Consider the following 15,500-nt stretch of genomic DNA (forward strand, 5'->3'; position numbering starts at 1 on the left):
GCCTGCCATGAGCCAAACCCCACCCCGTCGCCTGCGCAGCCAGCTGTGGTTCGACGACCCGGCCCACGCCGACCTGACCGCGCTGTACACCGAACGCTACATGAACCAGGGCCTGACCCGTGCCGAGCTGCAATCGGGCCGGCCGATCATTGGCATCGCCCAGACCGGCAGCGACCTGACGCCCTGCAACCGCCACCACATCGAGCTGGCCAAGCGGGTCAAGGACGGCATTCGCGATGCCGGCGGCATCCCCATGGAATTCCCCGTGCACCCCATCGCCGAACAGTCGCGGCGGCCCACGGCGGCGCTGGACCGCAACCTGGCCTACCTGGGCCTGGTGGAGGTGCTGCACGGCTACCCGCTGGACGGCGTGGTGCTGACCACCGGCTGCGACAAGACTACCCCGGCGTGCCTGATGGCGGCGGCCACCACCGACCTGCCGTCGATTGTGCTGTCGGGCGGGCCGATGCTGGACGGCTGGCACAAGGGCAAGCTGATCGGCTCGGGCACGGTGCTGTGGCATGCGCGCAACCTGCTGGCCGCCGGGGACATCGACTACGACGGCTTCATGGAAATGACCACGGCCGCCTCGCCTTCCATCGGCCACTGCAACACCATGGGCACGGCGCTGTCGATGAACGCCCTGGCCGAAGCGCTGGGCATGTCGCTGCCCGGTTGCGCGAGCATCCCGGCGCCGTACCGCGAGCGCGGGCAGATGGCCTACGCCACGGGCCTGCGCATCGTCGACCTGGTGCGCGACGACGTGCGCCCCTCGCAGATCATGACCCACGCCGCCTTCGAGAACGCCATCGCCGTGGCCTCGGCTTTGGGCGCGTCCACCAACTGCCCACCACACCTGATCGCCATCGCCCGCCACAGCGGCATCGACTTGAGCCTGGATGACTGGCAGCGCGTGGGCGAAGACGTGCCGCTGCTGGTCAATTGCATGCCGGCCGGCGAGTTTCTGGGCGAAGGCTTCCACCGCGCCGGCGGCGTGCCGGCAGTGATGCATGAGCTGGACAAGGTCGGCCGTCTGCACCGTGACTGCCGCAGTGTCAGCGGGCGCAGCATGGGCGAGATCGTCGCCGCCGCCGAGACCGTCGACCGCAAAGTGATCCGCACCTGCGAAGAACCGCTCAAGCACCGCGCCGGTTTTATCGTGCTCAGCGGCAATTTCTTCGACAGCGCGATCATGAAGATGTCGGTGGTGGGCGAGGCGTTTCGCAGCACTTACTTGAGCGACCCGCTGCAGCCCAATTGCTTCGAAGCCCGGGCCATCGTGTTCGACGGGCCCGAGGACTATCAGGCGCGCATCAACGACCCCAGCCTGGACATTGATGAGCGCTGCATCCTGGTGATTCGTGGCTGTGGCACCGTGGGCTATCCCGGCAGCGCCGAGGTGGTGAACATGGCCCCGCCCGCCGAGTTGATCAAGCGCGGTATCGACTCGCTGCCGTGCCTGGGTGATGGCCGCCAAAGCGGTACATCGGCCAGCCCGTCGATCCTCAATATGTCGCCGGAGGCGGCGGTGGGCGGTGGCCTGGCGTTGCTGCGCACGGGTGACCGGCTGCGCGTGGATTTGAATGCGCGCAGCGTCAATCTGCTGGTGGATGAGGCGACGCTGGACGCACGCCGCCAGGAGGCACCGCTGAGCATTCCACCGTCGCAGACCCCGTGGCAGGAGCTGTATCGCCAGCTGGTGGGGCAACTGTCCACCGGCGGTTGCCTGGAGCCGGCCACCCTGTACTGGCGGGTGATTCCGGAAAACGGCGCGCCGCGTCATTCCCATTGAGCGCAAGGACTAGCCATGCACCTGACCATCGAAAATTCCCTGCCCCACGATTGGCCGCGCGCCACCCTGATCGGCCGCGTCTGGCGCCCCGGCGCCATTGCCGGGCCGGCCGTGGTGGTGATCCGCGACGGCCGTGTGCTGGACTGCACGGCGCAGTTCGCCACGGTCAGCGAACTGCTCAACCGCCCCGAGCCCCTGGCGGCGGTGCGCGACGCCACCGGCACTGACCTGGGCAGTGTCGAAGCGCTGCTGGCCAACAGCGGTGGCGAGCGTGACGACAGCCGCCCTTCCCTGCTGGCGCCCATCGACCTGCAAGTGATCAAGGCGGCGGGGGTGACCTTTGCCGCCAGCATGATCGAGCGCGTCATCGAGGAAAAAGCCGCAGGCGATGCCAGCCAGGCCGAGCGCATTCGGGCGCTGGTGCAGGAAGTGATCGGCGACAACCTGCGCGACTTGGTGCCCGGCTCGCCCCAGGCCATGCGCCTGAAACAGGTGCTGATCGAGCAGCGCATGTGGTCGCAGTACCTGGAGGTGGGCATCGGCCCTGACGCCGAGATTTTCACCAAGGCGCCGGTGCTGGCGGCGGTGGGCAGTGGCAGCGCGGTGGGTGTGCACCCTGGTTCGCACTGGAACAACCCTGAGCCGGAGGTGGTGCTGGCGGTGGACAGCCGTGGGCGCATTCATGGCGCCACCTTGGGCAACGACGTCAACCTGCGCGACTTTGAAGGGCGCAGTGCGTTGCTGCTGAGCAAGGCCAAGGACAACAACGCGTCGTGTGCGCTGGGGCCGTTTATTCGGTTGTTTGATGAGCATTTCGGGCTGGATCAGGTGCGTGAGTGCGAGGTGGCGTTGCGGGTGCAGGGTGAGGATGGGTATGTGCTGCAGGGTCATAGTTCGATGGCGCAGATCAGCCGTGACCCTGAGGACCTTGCCGGACAAGCGTTGAACCACAACCACCAATACCCCGACGGCTTCGTGCTGTTCCTGGGCACTTTGTTCGCCCCTACCGATGACCGGGACCAGCCGGGTCAGGGCTTCACCCACAAGGAGGGTGACCTGGTGAGCATCCACAGCCCTGGCCTGGGCGGGTTGCACAACCGCGTCACCGGCAGCCACCAGGCACCGCCGTGGACTTTTGGGGTGGCGGCGCTGATGCGCAACCTGGCGCGGCGGGGGTATTTGTAGGCGATGCGGTGAGGCTGCTGGCCTCATCGCGAGCAAGCTTTGCTCCCACAGTGTTGAGCCGAGCATCTGTGTGGGGCTTTACATTGTTGGGTACATGCAGGCGATGCGGCGAGGCTGCGGGCCTCATCGCGAGCAAGCTTTGCTCCCACAGTGTTGAGCCGAGCATCTGTGTGGGGCTTTACATTGTTGGGTACATGCAGGCTGTGCGGTGAGGCTGCTGGCCTCATCGCGAGCAAGCTTTGCTCCCACAGTGTGAAGCCCTACACAGGTGTTCGGCGCAACACTGTGGGAGCAAAGCTTGCTCGCGATGGCATCGATACGGTGTCCCTGTTAAACATGCAGCCCCCGCATCACCACTCAAGCTACAGGGAGGCGCAGGTTCATGCGCAAACCGGGATTGAGGTTCTGCGCCCACAACTCGCCACCCTGCAATTGCACACGACACCGGGCAATGGTCAGCCCCAGGCCAAATCCATCGCCTCCCGGCCGGCTGGCGCTGAGGCGGGTGAAGGGTTCGAAGATGCCTTCCAGCGCCCCTTCCGCCACTCCCGGGCCCTGGTCGTCAATCCACAGATGCCAATGATCCGCTTCACGCCGCCCCCCCAACCGCACTTGGCCATCCACCGGTGAATGGCGAATGGCATTGCGCAGAATATTCTCCATCGCCTGCGCCAGCCCGTTGAGATGACAATGCACCCAGCATGGGCCATTCAACGTGTTCGGCATGCGCTCAGGCAACCACCCCGACTCGAAACAGGCATCCTCGCGCAGCATCTCCCACACGGTGCCCACGTCCACGGTATCCAGCGCCAATTGCGGCCGCTCGGTGTCCAGCCACACCAGCTCAAGGGTGTCGTCCACCAGCTGACGCATGCACTGCACCTCACGGTCCAGGCGCTGGCGCAGGGCCGGTGCGTCGGCATCGCTTTCCAGGGCCACCTGCAGGCGGCTCAGGGGCGTGCGCAATTCGTGGGACATGTCGCGCAGCAGGCGACGCTGCAAGGCCACGGTGTTCTGCAGGCGGTCAGCCATGTGATGAAAGGCGCGGCCCAGGTCGCCCAGCTCATCGCCGCGACGGGTGATGGCTGGGTCCAGGCGCGCGCCCAGTTTGCCCACGTGCAGGGCATTGGCGTAGGCATGCAGGTGCGCCAGCGGGCCGATCAGCAAGCGGTAGAGCAAGGCCCCCAGCAGCAACGCCAGCGCCGCGGGCACCAGCCAGTGGGCCACCATCTGCCAACCCAGCGAGGCGGTAGGCATGAAGCGCTCGGGCAGGCGCATCACCAGCTGGCCGCTGCCGGGGTCACGGGGGAAAGCGATCTTGATGATCGGCCGGTCATGGGCACGGTCGCTCATGGCCCAGTCCAGCTCGCGGGCAAAGCCCAGGCGGTGGCGCTCCACCGGCACCAGGCGGCGCTGGCCCAGGGGCTGTTGGTCCGGCCCCAATACCACCGCCCAACCCGGTTCGCGGGCATTGAACTGCAACAGCCAGCGATCGATATCGGCCGGCCCGCCGCCGCGCACCACCGATTCGGCTTCCGCGGCATAGCCCAGCAACGTGTGCTGCGCTGCCGGTGACAGGCGATAGCCTTCGCGCTCGAAATGCATGCCCCAGGTGCGGCTGACGAAGATGATCAGCAGGATCAGCACCAGCAACAGCGCGCTGAGGGTCCAGAACAGCGAGTTGCGCCTGGGTACCCTCATGCCTGCAGCCTCAGCACGTAACCCTTGCCCCACACGGTCTCCACCCGCCCTTCAAAGCCGACGGCCGCCAGTTTGCGCCGCACGTGGCTGACGTGCAGGTCCAGCACCCGATCCTGCTGTGAGTAGGGTCGGTGCAGCACGCGCTGGTACAGGAAGGTCTTGCTCAGCACCTCTTCAGGGTGCGACAGCAGGGTCTCCACCAGGCGGAATTCCACCGGTGTCAGGCCGGCACGCACCTCGCCCTGCTGCATATCCAGCACGCCGTCCGCGCATGGGCGCAATTGTCCGCTGCTGACGCATTCGGGCGCCGAACGCTCGTAAGCCACGCGGCGCAGCACCGCGTCGATGCGCACGTCCATCTCGACCATGCTGAACGGCTTGGGCAGGTAGTCGTCGGCGCCCTGGCTGAAGCCGACGATGCGGTCCTGCTCGGCGCCCAGGGCCGACATCAGAATCACCGGCACGCGGTTCTGCTGGCGCAATTGGCCCAACAGGCTCAGGCCATCGCGGCCGGGCATCATGATGTCCATCAGGATCAGGTCGAAGCCGCGCCAGTCCTCAAGGTCGGCGCCATAGCCCACGCTGTGGCACACCGTGACGTCGAAGCCGCGTTTGCGCAGGTGCTGATCCAGGTGGGCGGCCAGCAGCAGGTCGTCTTCCACGGCGAGGATTTTCGGCGCGGGGGTGGGCACGGGGGAACAATGGATCACGGGCGGGTTCTCAACGGACTGCGGGTACTCGGATGCAAATTATAATCGTTACCAACTGTAACCGAACCACCTTTACGAAATTTACAAATACACGGTTTAGGTAAATTTTGTAAATGCGATTTATTTTCAATTACAACTCCCTATCATCGCCCCCCGTCTGGACGACTGCCTGAAGCCGCAACACGGAATGCTGCGGCGCAGGCCTTAATCACTCAAGGGGAGTATCGTCGTGCGTTTCCATGCCTCACTCAGCCGTATCACACTGGCCATCCTGGCCGCGTCCGCCTCACCTGCCCTGCTGGCCGACCAGACTGCACCGGTGGATGACACCGCCATCACGCTGGACAACACCCTGGTGACCGCCGAGAAGGAGCTGAAACAAGCCCCGGGCGTTTCCGTGATCACTGCCGACGATATCCAGAAAGCCCCGCCGGTCAACGACCTGTCCGACATCATCCGCAAGATGCCCGGCGTCAACCTGACCGGCAACAGCGCCAGCGGCGTGCGTGGCAACAACCGCCAGATCGACATCCGCGGCATGGGCCCGGAAAACACCCTGATCCTGATCGACGGCCTGCCGGTTGAGTCGCGCAACTCGGTGCGCTACGGCCGCACCGGCGACCGCGACACCCGTGGCGACACCAACTGGGTGCCAGCCGATGAAGTGCAGCGCATCGAAGTGCTGCGTGGCCCCGCCGCCGCCCGTTACGGTAACGGCGCGGCGGGCGGCGTGGTGAACATCATCACCAAGCAACCCACCCAGGAAACCCACGGCAACTTCAGCGTGTACACCGACATGCCCAAGGACAAGGACGAAGGCGCCACCAAGCGCGCCACCTTCGGCCTCAGCGGCCCGCTGACCGAGAACCTGACCTATCGCGTGTACGGCAACCTGAGCAAGACCGACCGCGACAGCAGCGACATCAACGTGGGCCACGAAGCCGAAGGCGAGTCCGCCGCCTCGGGCGCCGAGGGCGTGCGCAACAGGGACGTCAACGGCCGCCTGACCTGGAAGCTGGACGACCGCCAGAGCATCGACTTCGACGCCGGCTTCAGCCGCCAAGGCAACATCTACGCCGGTGACAACCAGTACAACCAGAGCCTGACCAGCAAGAAAGCCGCCAGCGCCGCGCCGTGGGTGGGCCGCGAAACCAACGTGATGTACCGCGAAAACTTCGCCATCACCCACAACGGCGACTGGGACTTCGGCACCAGCAAGTTCTTCATGCAGTACGAACACACCCGCAACCGCCGCCTGGATGAAGGCCTGACCGGTGGCGTGGAAGGCACCATCGACTCCACCGATTTCTCCACCAGCGACCTGAAAAACTACCTGGCCCACGGCGAGTTCAATATCCCGCTCAGCAGCCGCCTGCCCCAGGTGCTGACCGTGGGTGGCGAGTTCAACCGCCAGGAGCTGGATGACCCGGCGTCCACCAGCCAGGCACTGTCGTCGGGCAGCTACTACAGCGGCACCACCAGTGCCGACAGCATCACCGGCCTGGCCTCGGGCACGCGCAGCAGCAAGGCCAGCGCCAACATCGGCTCGCTGTTCGCCGAGGACAACATCGAGCCGTGGGAAGGCGCCACCCTGACACCGGGCGTGCGCATGGACGACCACACCGACTTCGGCGTGAACTGGTCACCCAGCCTGAACATGTCGCAAAAGCTCAACCAGGACTTCACCCTGAAAGCCGGTATCGCCCGCGCTTTCAAGGCCCCCAACCTGTACCAGCTGGACCCCAACTACCTGTTGTTGAGCTCGGGCAACGGCTGCCCCATCGGCAGCACCGGCAGCTGCTATATCCAGGGCAACGACAACCTCAAGGCCGAGACCAGCGTCAACAAGGAGATTGGTCTGGAGTTCAAGCGTGACGGCTGGGTGGCAGGCCTGACCTTCTTCCGCAACGACTACCACAACAAGGTGGTGGCCGGCACCGACGTGCTGGGCTACTCCTCGGGCGGCAACATGATTCTCAAGTGGGAGAACGCCAAGAAGGCCGTGACCCAGGGCTTCGAGGCCAACCTGACCGTGCCGCTGGCCGACAACCTGACCTGGACCACCAACGGTACCTACATGCAGGAAAACAAGGACCTGGACACCGGCAACGTGCTGTCGATGATCCCCAAGTACACCGTCAACTCGATGCTGGACTGGCAGGTGACCGACAAGTTTTCCACGCAGTTGAGCGTGACCAGCTTCGGCCGCCAGAAGCCGCCGACCACCGCCACCACCAAGGTTGACGCCGCTGGCGTGAACACCGACGAGGTGGGCGCCTACAGCCTGGTGAACATCAACGTCGGCTATCAAGTGACCAAGAACGTGCGCCTGGGCGCTGGCGTGAACAATATCTTCGACAAGAAGCTGTACCGCGAAGGCAACTCCAACAGCGCCGGTGCAGCCACCTATAACCAGCATGGCCAGGCGGTGTACGCCAGCGTGAGCACCTCGTTCTGATTCTGTACAAATGTAGCAAATTGTAAAAAATAGAATGAGAATCATTGCTTATTGATATGATCGCTGCCCCGTGGACCGCCACGGGGCATGCCCACTTTCAACATGGAGTCTTCGATGAAACATCGCAATCGCGCGCTGTCCCCTGCCAGCCAACTGTGCAAGCTGGCCTCGCTGATCGGTCTGATGAGCCTGGGCATGCAGGCCGCCATGGCCCAATCGGCCTTCGACACGCCCGACCCGGACTACCAGGGCCAGATCATGGCCATGCCCGCCAACGGCGGCGCCATCACCGCTGGCAGCGACGTGCAACTGATGGGCCGTGGCTTCAAGCCAGGCCAGCACATCACCCTGATCCGCGGCACCACCGTGCTCAACGCCGAAGCCTACGTGGCTGATGCCCAGGGTGGCTTCAAGGGCGCGCTGAAAGTGCCGGCCGACGCCGCCGTGGGCCAGCAGCCGATCGTGGTCAACGTCAGCAACCCGTCGGCCGCCGCCGTGCTGCCGCTGAAGGTGTCGCCGGTGGTGCCGCTGTCGGGCACCGAGCGCTTCAAGCAGACCAGCGCCAAACTGGTGCCGGGCCTGTACCAATCCGCCGTCAGCGCCAAGTCGGGCGCGGTGTTCGTCACCGCTTCCGTGGGCCGCCCACCGGTGAAGGAATCGCAGCTGCTCAAGCTCAACCCCAAGACCCTGGCCGTTGAAGCCCGCGTCACCCCGGCCGCAGCACCTGGCCGCGAGCCCGGCAACGTGTACGCCGTGTACGGCGTGGGCGTGGACGACCGCAATGGCAACGTGTGGGTCACCAACACCCGTCAGAACAGCGTGGCCATCTACCGCCAGTCCGACCTGACCCTGGTCAAGCAGTTCGCCCCCGACACCGTGGCGCACGCCCGTGACGTGGTCATCGACGGCGGCCTGGACAAAGCCTTCGCCGGCGCCACCGGCAGCCCGAACATCGTCATGTTCGACGCCGGCAAGCAGACCGTCGAGCACACCATCGAGATCAAGTCCAGCCAACGCGGCGAGCGTGGCGCGGCCTTCTCGGTGGCCAGCCTGCACCTGGATGCCCAGAACCACAAACTGTACACCGTGAGCCTGAGCACCAACGAAGCGGCGGTGATCGACGCCAAGACCGGTGAGGTGGAAAAAGTGTTCCCCCTCGAAGGCGTGAAAACCGCCATGGGCGTGGCGTACGACGCCAAGACCAACCGCCTGTTCGTGGCCGCGCAAAACAGCGACAACCTGGCCATCGTCGACGTCGCCAGCGGCAAGACCCTGCACCTGGTACCGACTGGCGCCGGCCCGCTGAACGTCACCTTCGACCCGGTCAAGCGCCTGGCTTACGTCAGCAACCGGGGTGCCGGTACCGTGACCGTGGTGGACGCCGACGGCAAGCTGGTGGCCAACCTGGACGACGGCACCTTCCCCAACCACGTGGCCACTGATGCGCAGGGCAATGTGTTTGCGGTGAACAAGTCCAAGGGGCCGGATGATCAGGATGGTGATCGGATTACGCGAATTACGCAGATCCGCTGAGCCTTGAGGTAAGCCACTGTGGGGCCGGGGGGTGGCCATCCGGGCCCACAACAGCGTCCAGCTTGGATGTCGAACACAAGGCTGGCAACGCCGATCCATCAGGCCATGGCACGTTGCAATAAAATGTGGGAGCGGGTTCTACCCGCGAAGCGCCGCGCGGGCGGCGCTCGATCTCAAGAACACCACACAACCTAAGACATGCACCTCGAACGCACACAGCATCCTCGTCCTGTGGGACCGGGCGAAGCTCGGGAAGCGGACGGCTCGGAATTTAGGCCGTCCGCTTCCCGAGCTTCGCCCGGTCCCACAGGTTTAGGGCGCATGTCTTGGGGTTGGTGGCGTGCTTGCGATCGAGCGCCGCCCGCGCGGCGCTTCGCGGGTAGAACCCGCTCCCACATTTGTTGCAACGTGCCATGGCCTGATGGATCGGCGTTGCCAGCCTTGTGTGTTCGACATCCGATCTGGATGAGGGCCTTTAGGGGGCGGTGTCGGGCTGGCGGTTCGCGGCATTGGCCAACCACCGGCCCGCCAGCCACACCAACACCGCACCTGCAGCGCTGATCGGCCAATGGGCCCACGGCACATTCGCCAGCAGCGCATACGCATTCAGGCTGTCGCTGACCATCCCCCCGGCAATCCAGCCAATCAACGCCCCACCCACTTGCACGATCCACGGCCACCGCGCCATCGCCGCCAGCACGAACCGGCTGCCCATGACGATGATCGGAATGCTGATCACCACCCCCGCCGCCACCAGGTACAGATTGCCCCTGCCCGCCCCGGCCACGGCCAGCACGTTGTCCAGGGACATCGCCACGTCGGCGACGATGATGGTCTTGATCGCGCCCCATAGTCGGGTGCCGCCATCAATCTCGTCAGCGTCGTCTTCGCGATTCGCCGCCAGCTTGATGCCGATCCACAGCAACAGCGCCGCGCCCAGCAGTTTCAGCCAGGGCACGGCCAGCAGTTGCAAGGCGAAGAACAGCATCACCACCCGCACCAGGATGGCCCCGAGCATGCCGCCATAAATGGCTTTGCTCTGCAGCCCTTTAGGCAGGCGTCGGCAGGCCATGGCGATGACCACGGCGTTGTCGCCGCCCAGCAACAGGTCGATGGCGATGATCTGCGCCAGGGCGCTCCACACAAAAGGGTCGGTGATCCAGGTCACAAGCACACCTCAACGAACGAACAGGGGGAAGATGCCGGTCAGCAGCGACACCACCAACAGGATCACGCAGTTCATCAGCGACCAGCGCAGGGTGAAGCGCTGGTTCTCGGCGTAGTCGAGTTTGAGCATGCTGACCACCAGGTACGTCGACGCCACCAGGGGGCTGAGGATGTGCACCGGCTGGCCGACCAGCGAGGCGCGGGCCATTTCGATGGCTGTGATGCCGTGGGCCTGGGCGGTCTGCGCCAGGATGGGCATGATGCCGAAATAGAACACGTCGTTGGACACCAGCCAGGTCACCGGGATGCTGATCAGCGCGGTGATCGCCGCCATGTAGGGGCCGAAGGCATCGGGAATGACTTTCAGCAGCCCCTGGGCCACGGCGTCGGCCATGCCGGTGCCGGTGAGCACGCCGGTGAACACGCCCGCGGCGAAGATCAGGCTGGACACCGCCAGGATCGGCGGCGCATGCAGTTCCAGTTGCGCCTGCTGCTCCTTGAGCGAGGGGAAGTTGACCACCAGCGCCAGGCAGGCGGCGATCATGAACAGGTAGCTCAGGGGCAGTACTTCCAGGCACAGCGCCACGATCAACGCGATGGTCAGCGCCCAATTGAAAATGAAACGCCAGCCGCTGTCACCGCGATGTTCCTGGTGATCGGCGAAGTGGCCGTTGAGGTCGATGGCGCCGCCCAGGCGTGCGCGCTCGCGGCGGCCAAATACCCAGGCCAGCACTAAGGTCCACACCATGCACGCCACCAACGCCGGCAGCATGGGCACGAACATCTCCCCCACGTCCACGTGCAGCGCCGTGGCCGCCCGCGCAGTGGGCCCGCCCCAGGGCACCATGTTGCCCAGGCCCGCCACCTGCAACAGCAGGCAGCACACCATGGGCAGCGACAGGCCCAGGCGTTTGTAGATAGGCAGGAAGGCCGAGAGCACGATCATGTAGATGGTGGCGCCGTCACCGTCCAGTGCCACGATGAACGCCAGGGCCACGGTGCCGATGAAGATGCGCACCGGGTCGCCGCGCACGGCGCCGACGATGCGGGTGACCAGGGGGTCGAACATGCCCGCCTCGGTCATGGTCAGGAAATACAGCATGGCGAAGATCATCAGCACGCCGTTGGGCGCCACCATGCGCAGGCCGTCGAGTATGTATTTGCCCAGCTCGGCCTGAAACCCGCCGATCAGCGCGAACAGCGTGGGTATCAGGATCAGCGCGGTAAGCGCCGAGAGCTTCTTGCTCATCAGAAAGAAAATGAAGCAGGCCAACATGATAAAACTGAGCATCATGAGCATGGCGAATTCCTGTTTTTTTATAGTTGTACAGGCATGCCGCAGGCGCGCGCCAGAGCGCTTGCGACATTGACCGTGGGCCTGGGGCACCACGGCCGGAACACATCACTTCACACCGGCAGGCCCTTGGCGCGCAGCAGCGCGTCGAAACGCTCGGGGTCGGCGGTGCCGGCGCGGTTGGTTTCGCGGATGCCGGCTTCGCGGTCCAGGTGCGCCAGGGTCTTGGGCAGCAGCGCGGCGGCGTCCTGGGCAGGGATGGCGATGACGCCGTCGGCGTCGCCCAGCACCAGGTCGCCCGGCAGCACACACAGGCCGGCACAGGCGATGGGGATGTTGATCTCGCCCGGGCCGTCCTTGCTCGGGCCACGGTGAGTGTGGCCGGCGGCAAACACCGGGACGATGCCCTCGGCCAGTTCTTCCAGGTCGCGTACGGCGCCGTCGATGACGATACCGCCCAGCTTGACCCGCAGCGCGGTGGTACGCACCAGGCCACCGATCACTGCCTGGCTGACGTCGCCGCCGCCGTCGATGACCAGTACGTCGCCGGCCTGCACCATCATCAGCGCCTTGTGCACCATCAGGTTGTCACCAGGGCGCACGCGCACGGTGAAGGCCGGGCCGCACAGTTTCAACGACAGGTCGCCGTGGTAGGCGTGCAGGCCACGGGCGCCGATGCTGCGGCCCATGCAGTCGCCCGCCACCGCCACCGGAATGGCGCGGAAGGCTTCCACCAGATCGGCCGGCAGGCTAGCCACGCGCGGGTTGATGCGGTAGCCGGCAGGCCATGTTTGAGCAGTCATGACAGTACTCCAGATCAGCGTTCGAAAACCTGTGGGTTGACGCAGGCGCGCACGTCGGGCGGCGTGCCGTCGAGAAAGCCCAGCACATTGCGCGCCGCGCCCACAGCCATGGCGGCCAGGGCGGCGGGGGTGGAACCGCCGACGTGCGGGGTCAGCACCACATTGTCCAGGTGCAGCAGCGGGCTGTCGGCGGGCAGCGGCTCCACGGCCATGGTGTCGAGGCCGGCGGCGTACAGCTGGCCGCTGGACAGGGCCTGGATCAGCGCCGGCTCGTCCACCACTTCGCCCCGGGCGGTGTTGATCAGCAGCGCGCCTTCGGGCAACAGGGCCAGTTGCTCGGCGCCAATCAGGTTGCGGGTGTGGGCGGTGAGCGGTACGTGCAGGCTCAGCACCTGGCTGCGGGCCAACAGGGTCGGCAAGTCGGCGATGCGCTGGGCACCGTCCAGGGCGGCCTCGGCGGGCAGCAGCGGATCGTAGACCACCACGCTCATGCCGATCGCCTGGCAGGCCTGGGACACCCGGCGCGCCACTTGGCCGAAGCCGACCAGGCCCAGGGTGCGGCCGCTCAGCTCCAGGCCGTCTTGCGCCCGGGACCAGCGGCCCTGGCGGATTTCGCGGTCCATCCAGCTGACCTTGCGGGCGGCGGCGAACATCAGGCCCAGGGTCATTTCGGTGACCGACTGGGCGTTGGCGCCGGGGGTGACGTAGACGGGGATGTTGCGCGCCGTGGCGGCGGCCACGGCAATGTTGCTGACGCCCACGCCGTGCTTGGAGATGACCTTGAGCGTGGGGCAGGCGGTGATGGCAGCGGCGCTGAGGTCCAGCGTGCGTGAAATGACGGCATCCACCGGCTCGCTGGCCATCAGCCGCTCGATGTCGGCAGGGCCCTGCCCGGCGTCTACGTAGATGACGCGGGCGCCGGCGGCGCGCAGCAGTTCAAGGCCCGCCGGCGCCAGCCGGGGTGCGGTGACAAGGATCGTGTAAGGCATGGGGAAGATCTCTTGGCTTATTGTTGTTGTGCCCTGTGCAGCAGGGCGTGCCATGAGTATCGGTGCCGGGATCCTTAATATCTATTAGCGTATTTTCAACAAATCATTCCCTGCAGGAATCATTCCCTTGTGCCCGCAGGATTTCGATAAAGCGCCGGGTGGCCGGTGACAGATAGCCATCGGCGCGATGCAGAACGCCGAAGCGGCGGGCCATGGTGGTCAGCGGGTTGGGGATTTCCACCAGGCCGCTGTGGCGTGGGTCGGCCAGGTTGCGCCGCGACAGGAAGCTGAGCAGGCCGGTCTCGACGATCAGGTTGGGCACGGCGGCGATGGAGCTGGTGGCGATGGCCACCCTGGGTGCAGGCAGCCCCTCACGCACGAACACGTCGTCCAGCCACTGGCGGGTGGCCACCGACGGCGCTGACAGAATCCAGCGGTATTCGCACAACGCTTCCAGCGGCACCTCACGCCCCGCCAGCGGATGGTCGGCGCTGGCCGCCACTACCACCTCGTCACCGTCGATGTCCTGCTCGATCAAGTCATCATCGCGGGTACCCAGCGGCCCGACCACGATGTCCAGCAGGCCCTTGCGCAGGGAGTCGTGCAGCACGTCGTTCATGCCGATCTGCAGGTCCAGCACCACGGCCGGGGCCTGTTCCTGCAGCAGGCGACAGGCCCGTGGCATCAAGTATTCCGCCGTGGTGGCCGCCGCACCGACGCGGATGCTGCCCACCAGGCCGCGGCCCAGGGACGAGGTTTGGCGATGGGTTTCGTCGAGCATGCGCTCGATCTGCAGCGAGCGATCGTGCAGCAGTTGCCCGGCATCCGTCAGGCGGATGCCACGGCCCACGCGCTCGAACAACTCGGCGTCGTAGGCGCTTTCCAGGCGGTCGATGCACTTGGACAGGGCCGACTGGGAAATATGCAGCGCTTCGGAAGCCCGGCCCAGGTGGCCCAGTTCGGCGACCTTGATGAAATACACCAGGTCGCGAATCTGCAGGTTGATGCTCATCGACGTTCCTTGCCATGCGGGGGGATGAACGGGCAAGGATACCTTATGCGCAGCGCGCCCTGCCCTGTACAGTGGCGGCATTGCCAGGGAGGAACTGCCATGCCGACGCACCCGCCGTTTTCAGGGGCCAAGATTGCCGTGCTGTGCGAACAGGACATGTTGATTTACCAGCGTGATGACAAACCGAGCATTCCCTGGCCTGGGCTGTGGGACCTGCCGGGCGGTGGCCGGGAAGACGACGAGACGCCGCTGCAGACGGCGTTGCGCGAGACCTGGGAGGAGTTTGCCTTAACCCTGAACCCGGCCTGGGTGGTGTGGTCGCAGGTGTATCCAGGCCAGGGGGTGAATGGGCTGGACACCTGGTTCTTCGTGGCCCAAGTGCCGCCGGGCACCTTTGATCAGGTGGTATTCGGGGATGAAGGCCAGCGCTGGGAAGTCTCCACCATCGCCGCCTACCTGGCCCGCCCCGACGCCATCGACCGCCTGCAAAACCGCTTGCGCGAGTATTTGGCGCTGTAGCAGCGGCCGTGAGGTCGCGTCACTGGCGCCGTGGTTGATCAGACACACCGCGTTCTATCAGACGCCGCCTTCGGCGGCGGGTACGGGCGGCGTCGCCTGCATCGCGGCCAAGGCCGGCGCCTACCACGGACGGTGTAGGAGCCGACTTTAGTCGCGATGCAGACGACGCGGTTTCAAGGCAGAGGCTGCTGCAAGACCGACTCTGTAGCCGCTGCCGCCAGGCTGCGCGGGCCCTGGGCCTCGCTGAATATTTTCAGGCTTCACACTGGCCAGCGCAGCCTGGCGGCAGCGGCTACGGGGGCGGCTGTATCCTTGTCGACCGCGTCGTCTGCATCGC

The 15,500-nt window shown here is 65.6% G+C and carries 12 protein-coding genes; 5 read left to right on the forward strand and 7 right to left on the reverse strand.

The window, feature by feature from the left end; genetic code table 11:
- Window positions 1–7 precede the first annotated feature (7 nt).
- Both ACZ9GA_RS18205 and ACZ9GA_RS18210 read left to right on the forward strand, forming a co-directional pair.
- Window positions 8–1,792 (forward strand): IlvD/Edd family dehydratase, encoded by a 1,785-nt coding sequence (locus tag ACZ9GA_RS18205; protein ID WP_457361375.1) that lies wholly within the window; start codon window positions 8–10, stop codon window positions 1,790–1,792.
- 15 nt (window positions 1,793–1,807) lie between these two features.
- Window positions 1,808–2,977, forward strand: a complete 1,170-nt coding sequence (locus ACZ9GA_RS18210; protein ID WP_457361374.1) for a fumarylacetoacetate hydrolase family protein — start codon at window positions 1,808–1,810, stop codon at window positions 2,975–2,977.
- A 357-nt stretch (window positions 2,978–3,334) separates the two neighbouring features.
- Here the strand turns inward: ACZ9GA_RS18210 and ACZ9GA_RS18215 are convergent, their stop codons facing one another.
- Both ACZ9GA_RS18215 and ACZ9GA_RS18220 read right to left on the reverse strand, forming a co-directional pair.
- Window positions 3,335–4,678 (reverse strand): HAMP domain-containing sensor histidine kinase, encoded by a 1,344-nt coding sequence (locus ACZ9GA_RS18215; protein WP_457361373.1) that lies wholly within the window; start codon window positions 4,676–4,678, stop codon window positions 3,335–3,337.
- Entirely contained in the window at window positions 4,675–5,370 is a 696-nt protein-coding gene (locus tag ACZ9GA_RS18220; protein ID WP_457361372.1) for a response regulator transcription factor, read from the reverse strand. The genes ACZ9GA_RS18215 and ACZ9GA_RS18220 overlap by 4 nt, the downstream gene beginning before the upstream one ends.
- A gap of 247 nt (window positions 5,371–5,617) precedes the next feature.
- On the opposite strand from ACZ9GA_RS18220, the gene ACZ9GA_RS18225 reads away from it, so the two are divergent.
- Together ACZ9GA_RS18225 and ACZ9GA_RS18230 are read left to right on the forward strand one after the other, a co-directional pair.
- Window positions 5,618–7,846: a TonB-dependent siderophore receptor gene (locus ACZ9GA_RS18225; protein WP_457361371.1), complete on the forward strand. Its 2,229-nt coding sequence runs from the start codon at window positions 5,618–5,620 to the stop codon at window positions 7,844–7,846.
- A gap of 114 nt (window positions 7,847–7,960) precedes the next feature.
- The gene (locus ACZ9GA_RS18230) at window positions 7,961–9,379 is read left to right on the forward strand and encodes a YncE family protein (protein ID WP_457361370.1); all 1,419 of its coding nucleotides are present in this window, start codon (window positions 7,961–7,963) and stop codon (window positions 9,377–9,379) included.
- 475 nt (window positions 9,380–9,854) lie between these two features.
- Here the strand turns inward: ACZ9GA_RS18230 and ACZ9GA_RS18235 are convergent, their stop codons facing one another.
- The 5 genes from ACZ9GA_RS18235 to ACZ9GA_RS18255 all read right to left on the reverse strand — a co-directional run bounded on the left by ACZ9GA_RS18235 (window position 9,855) and on the right by ACZ9GA_RS18255 (window position 14,644).
- A complete protein-coding gene (locus ACZ9GA_RS18235) occupies window positions 9,855–10,547 on the reverse strand; it encodes a TerC family protein (protein ID WP_457361369.1) in 693 nt (230 codons plus the stop codon).
- A 9-nt stretch (window positions 10,548–10,556) separates the two neighbouring features.
- Window positions 10,557–11,846, reverse strand: coding sequence for a CitMHS family transporter (locus ACZ9GA_RS18240; protein ID WP_457361368.1), 1,290 nt, complete (start codon window positions 11,844–11,846; stop codon window positions 10,557–10,559).
- A 107-nt stretch (window positions 11,847–11,953) separates the two neighbouring features.
- Entirely contained in the window at window positions 11,954–12,643 is a 690-nt protein-coding gene (locus ACZ9GA_RS18245; RefSeq protein WP_457361367.1) for an RraA family protein, read from the reverse strand.
- Between the two features lie 14 nt (window positions 12,644–12,657).
- Window positions 12,658–13,632, reverse strand: coding sequence for a hydroxyacid dehydrogenase (locus ACZ9GA_RS18250; protein WP_457361366.1), 975 nt, complete (start codon window positions 13,630–13,632; stop codon window positions 12,658–12,660).
- A 103-nt stretch (window positions 13,633–13,735) separates the two neighbouring features.
- Window positions 13,736–14,644, reverse strand: coding sequence for a LysR family transcriptional regulator (locus tag ACZ9GA_RS18255; RefSeq protein ID WP_457361365.1), 909 nt, complete (start codon window positions 14,642–14,644; stop codon window positions 13,736–13,738).
- A gap of 99 nt (window positions 14,645–14,743) precedes the next feature.
- On the opposite strand from ACZ9GA_RS18255, the gene ACZ9GA_RS18260 reads away from it, so the two are divergent.
- Window positions 14,744–15,163, forward strand: coding sequence for an NUDIX hydrolase (locus tag ACZ9GA_RS18260; protein WP_457361364.1), 420 nt, complete (start codon window positions 14,744–14,746; stop codon window positions 15,161–15,163).
- Window positions 15,164–15,500: the final 337 nt, after the last annotated feature.

The sequence above is a fragment of the Pseudomonas sp. TE3644 genome (assembly GCF_056278815.1).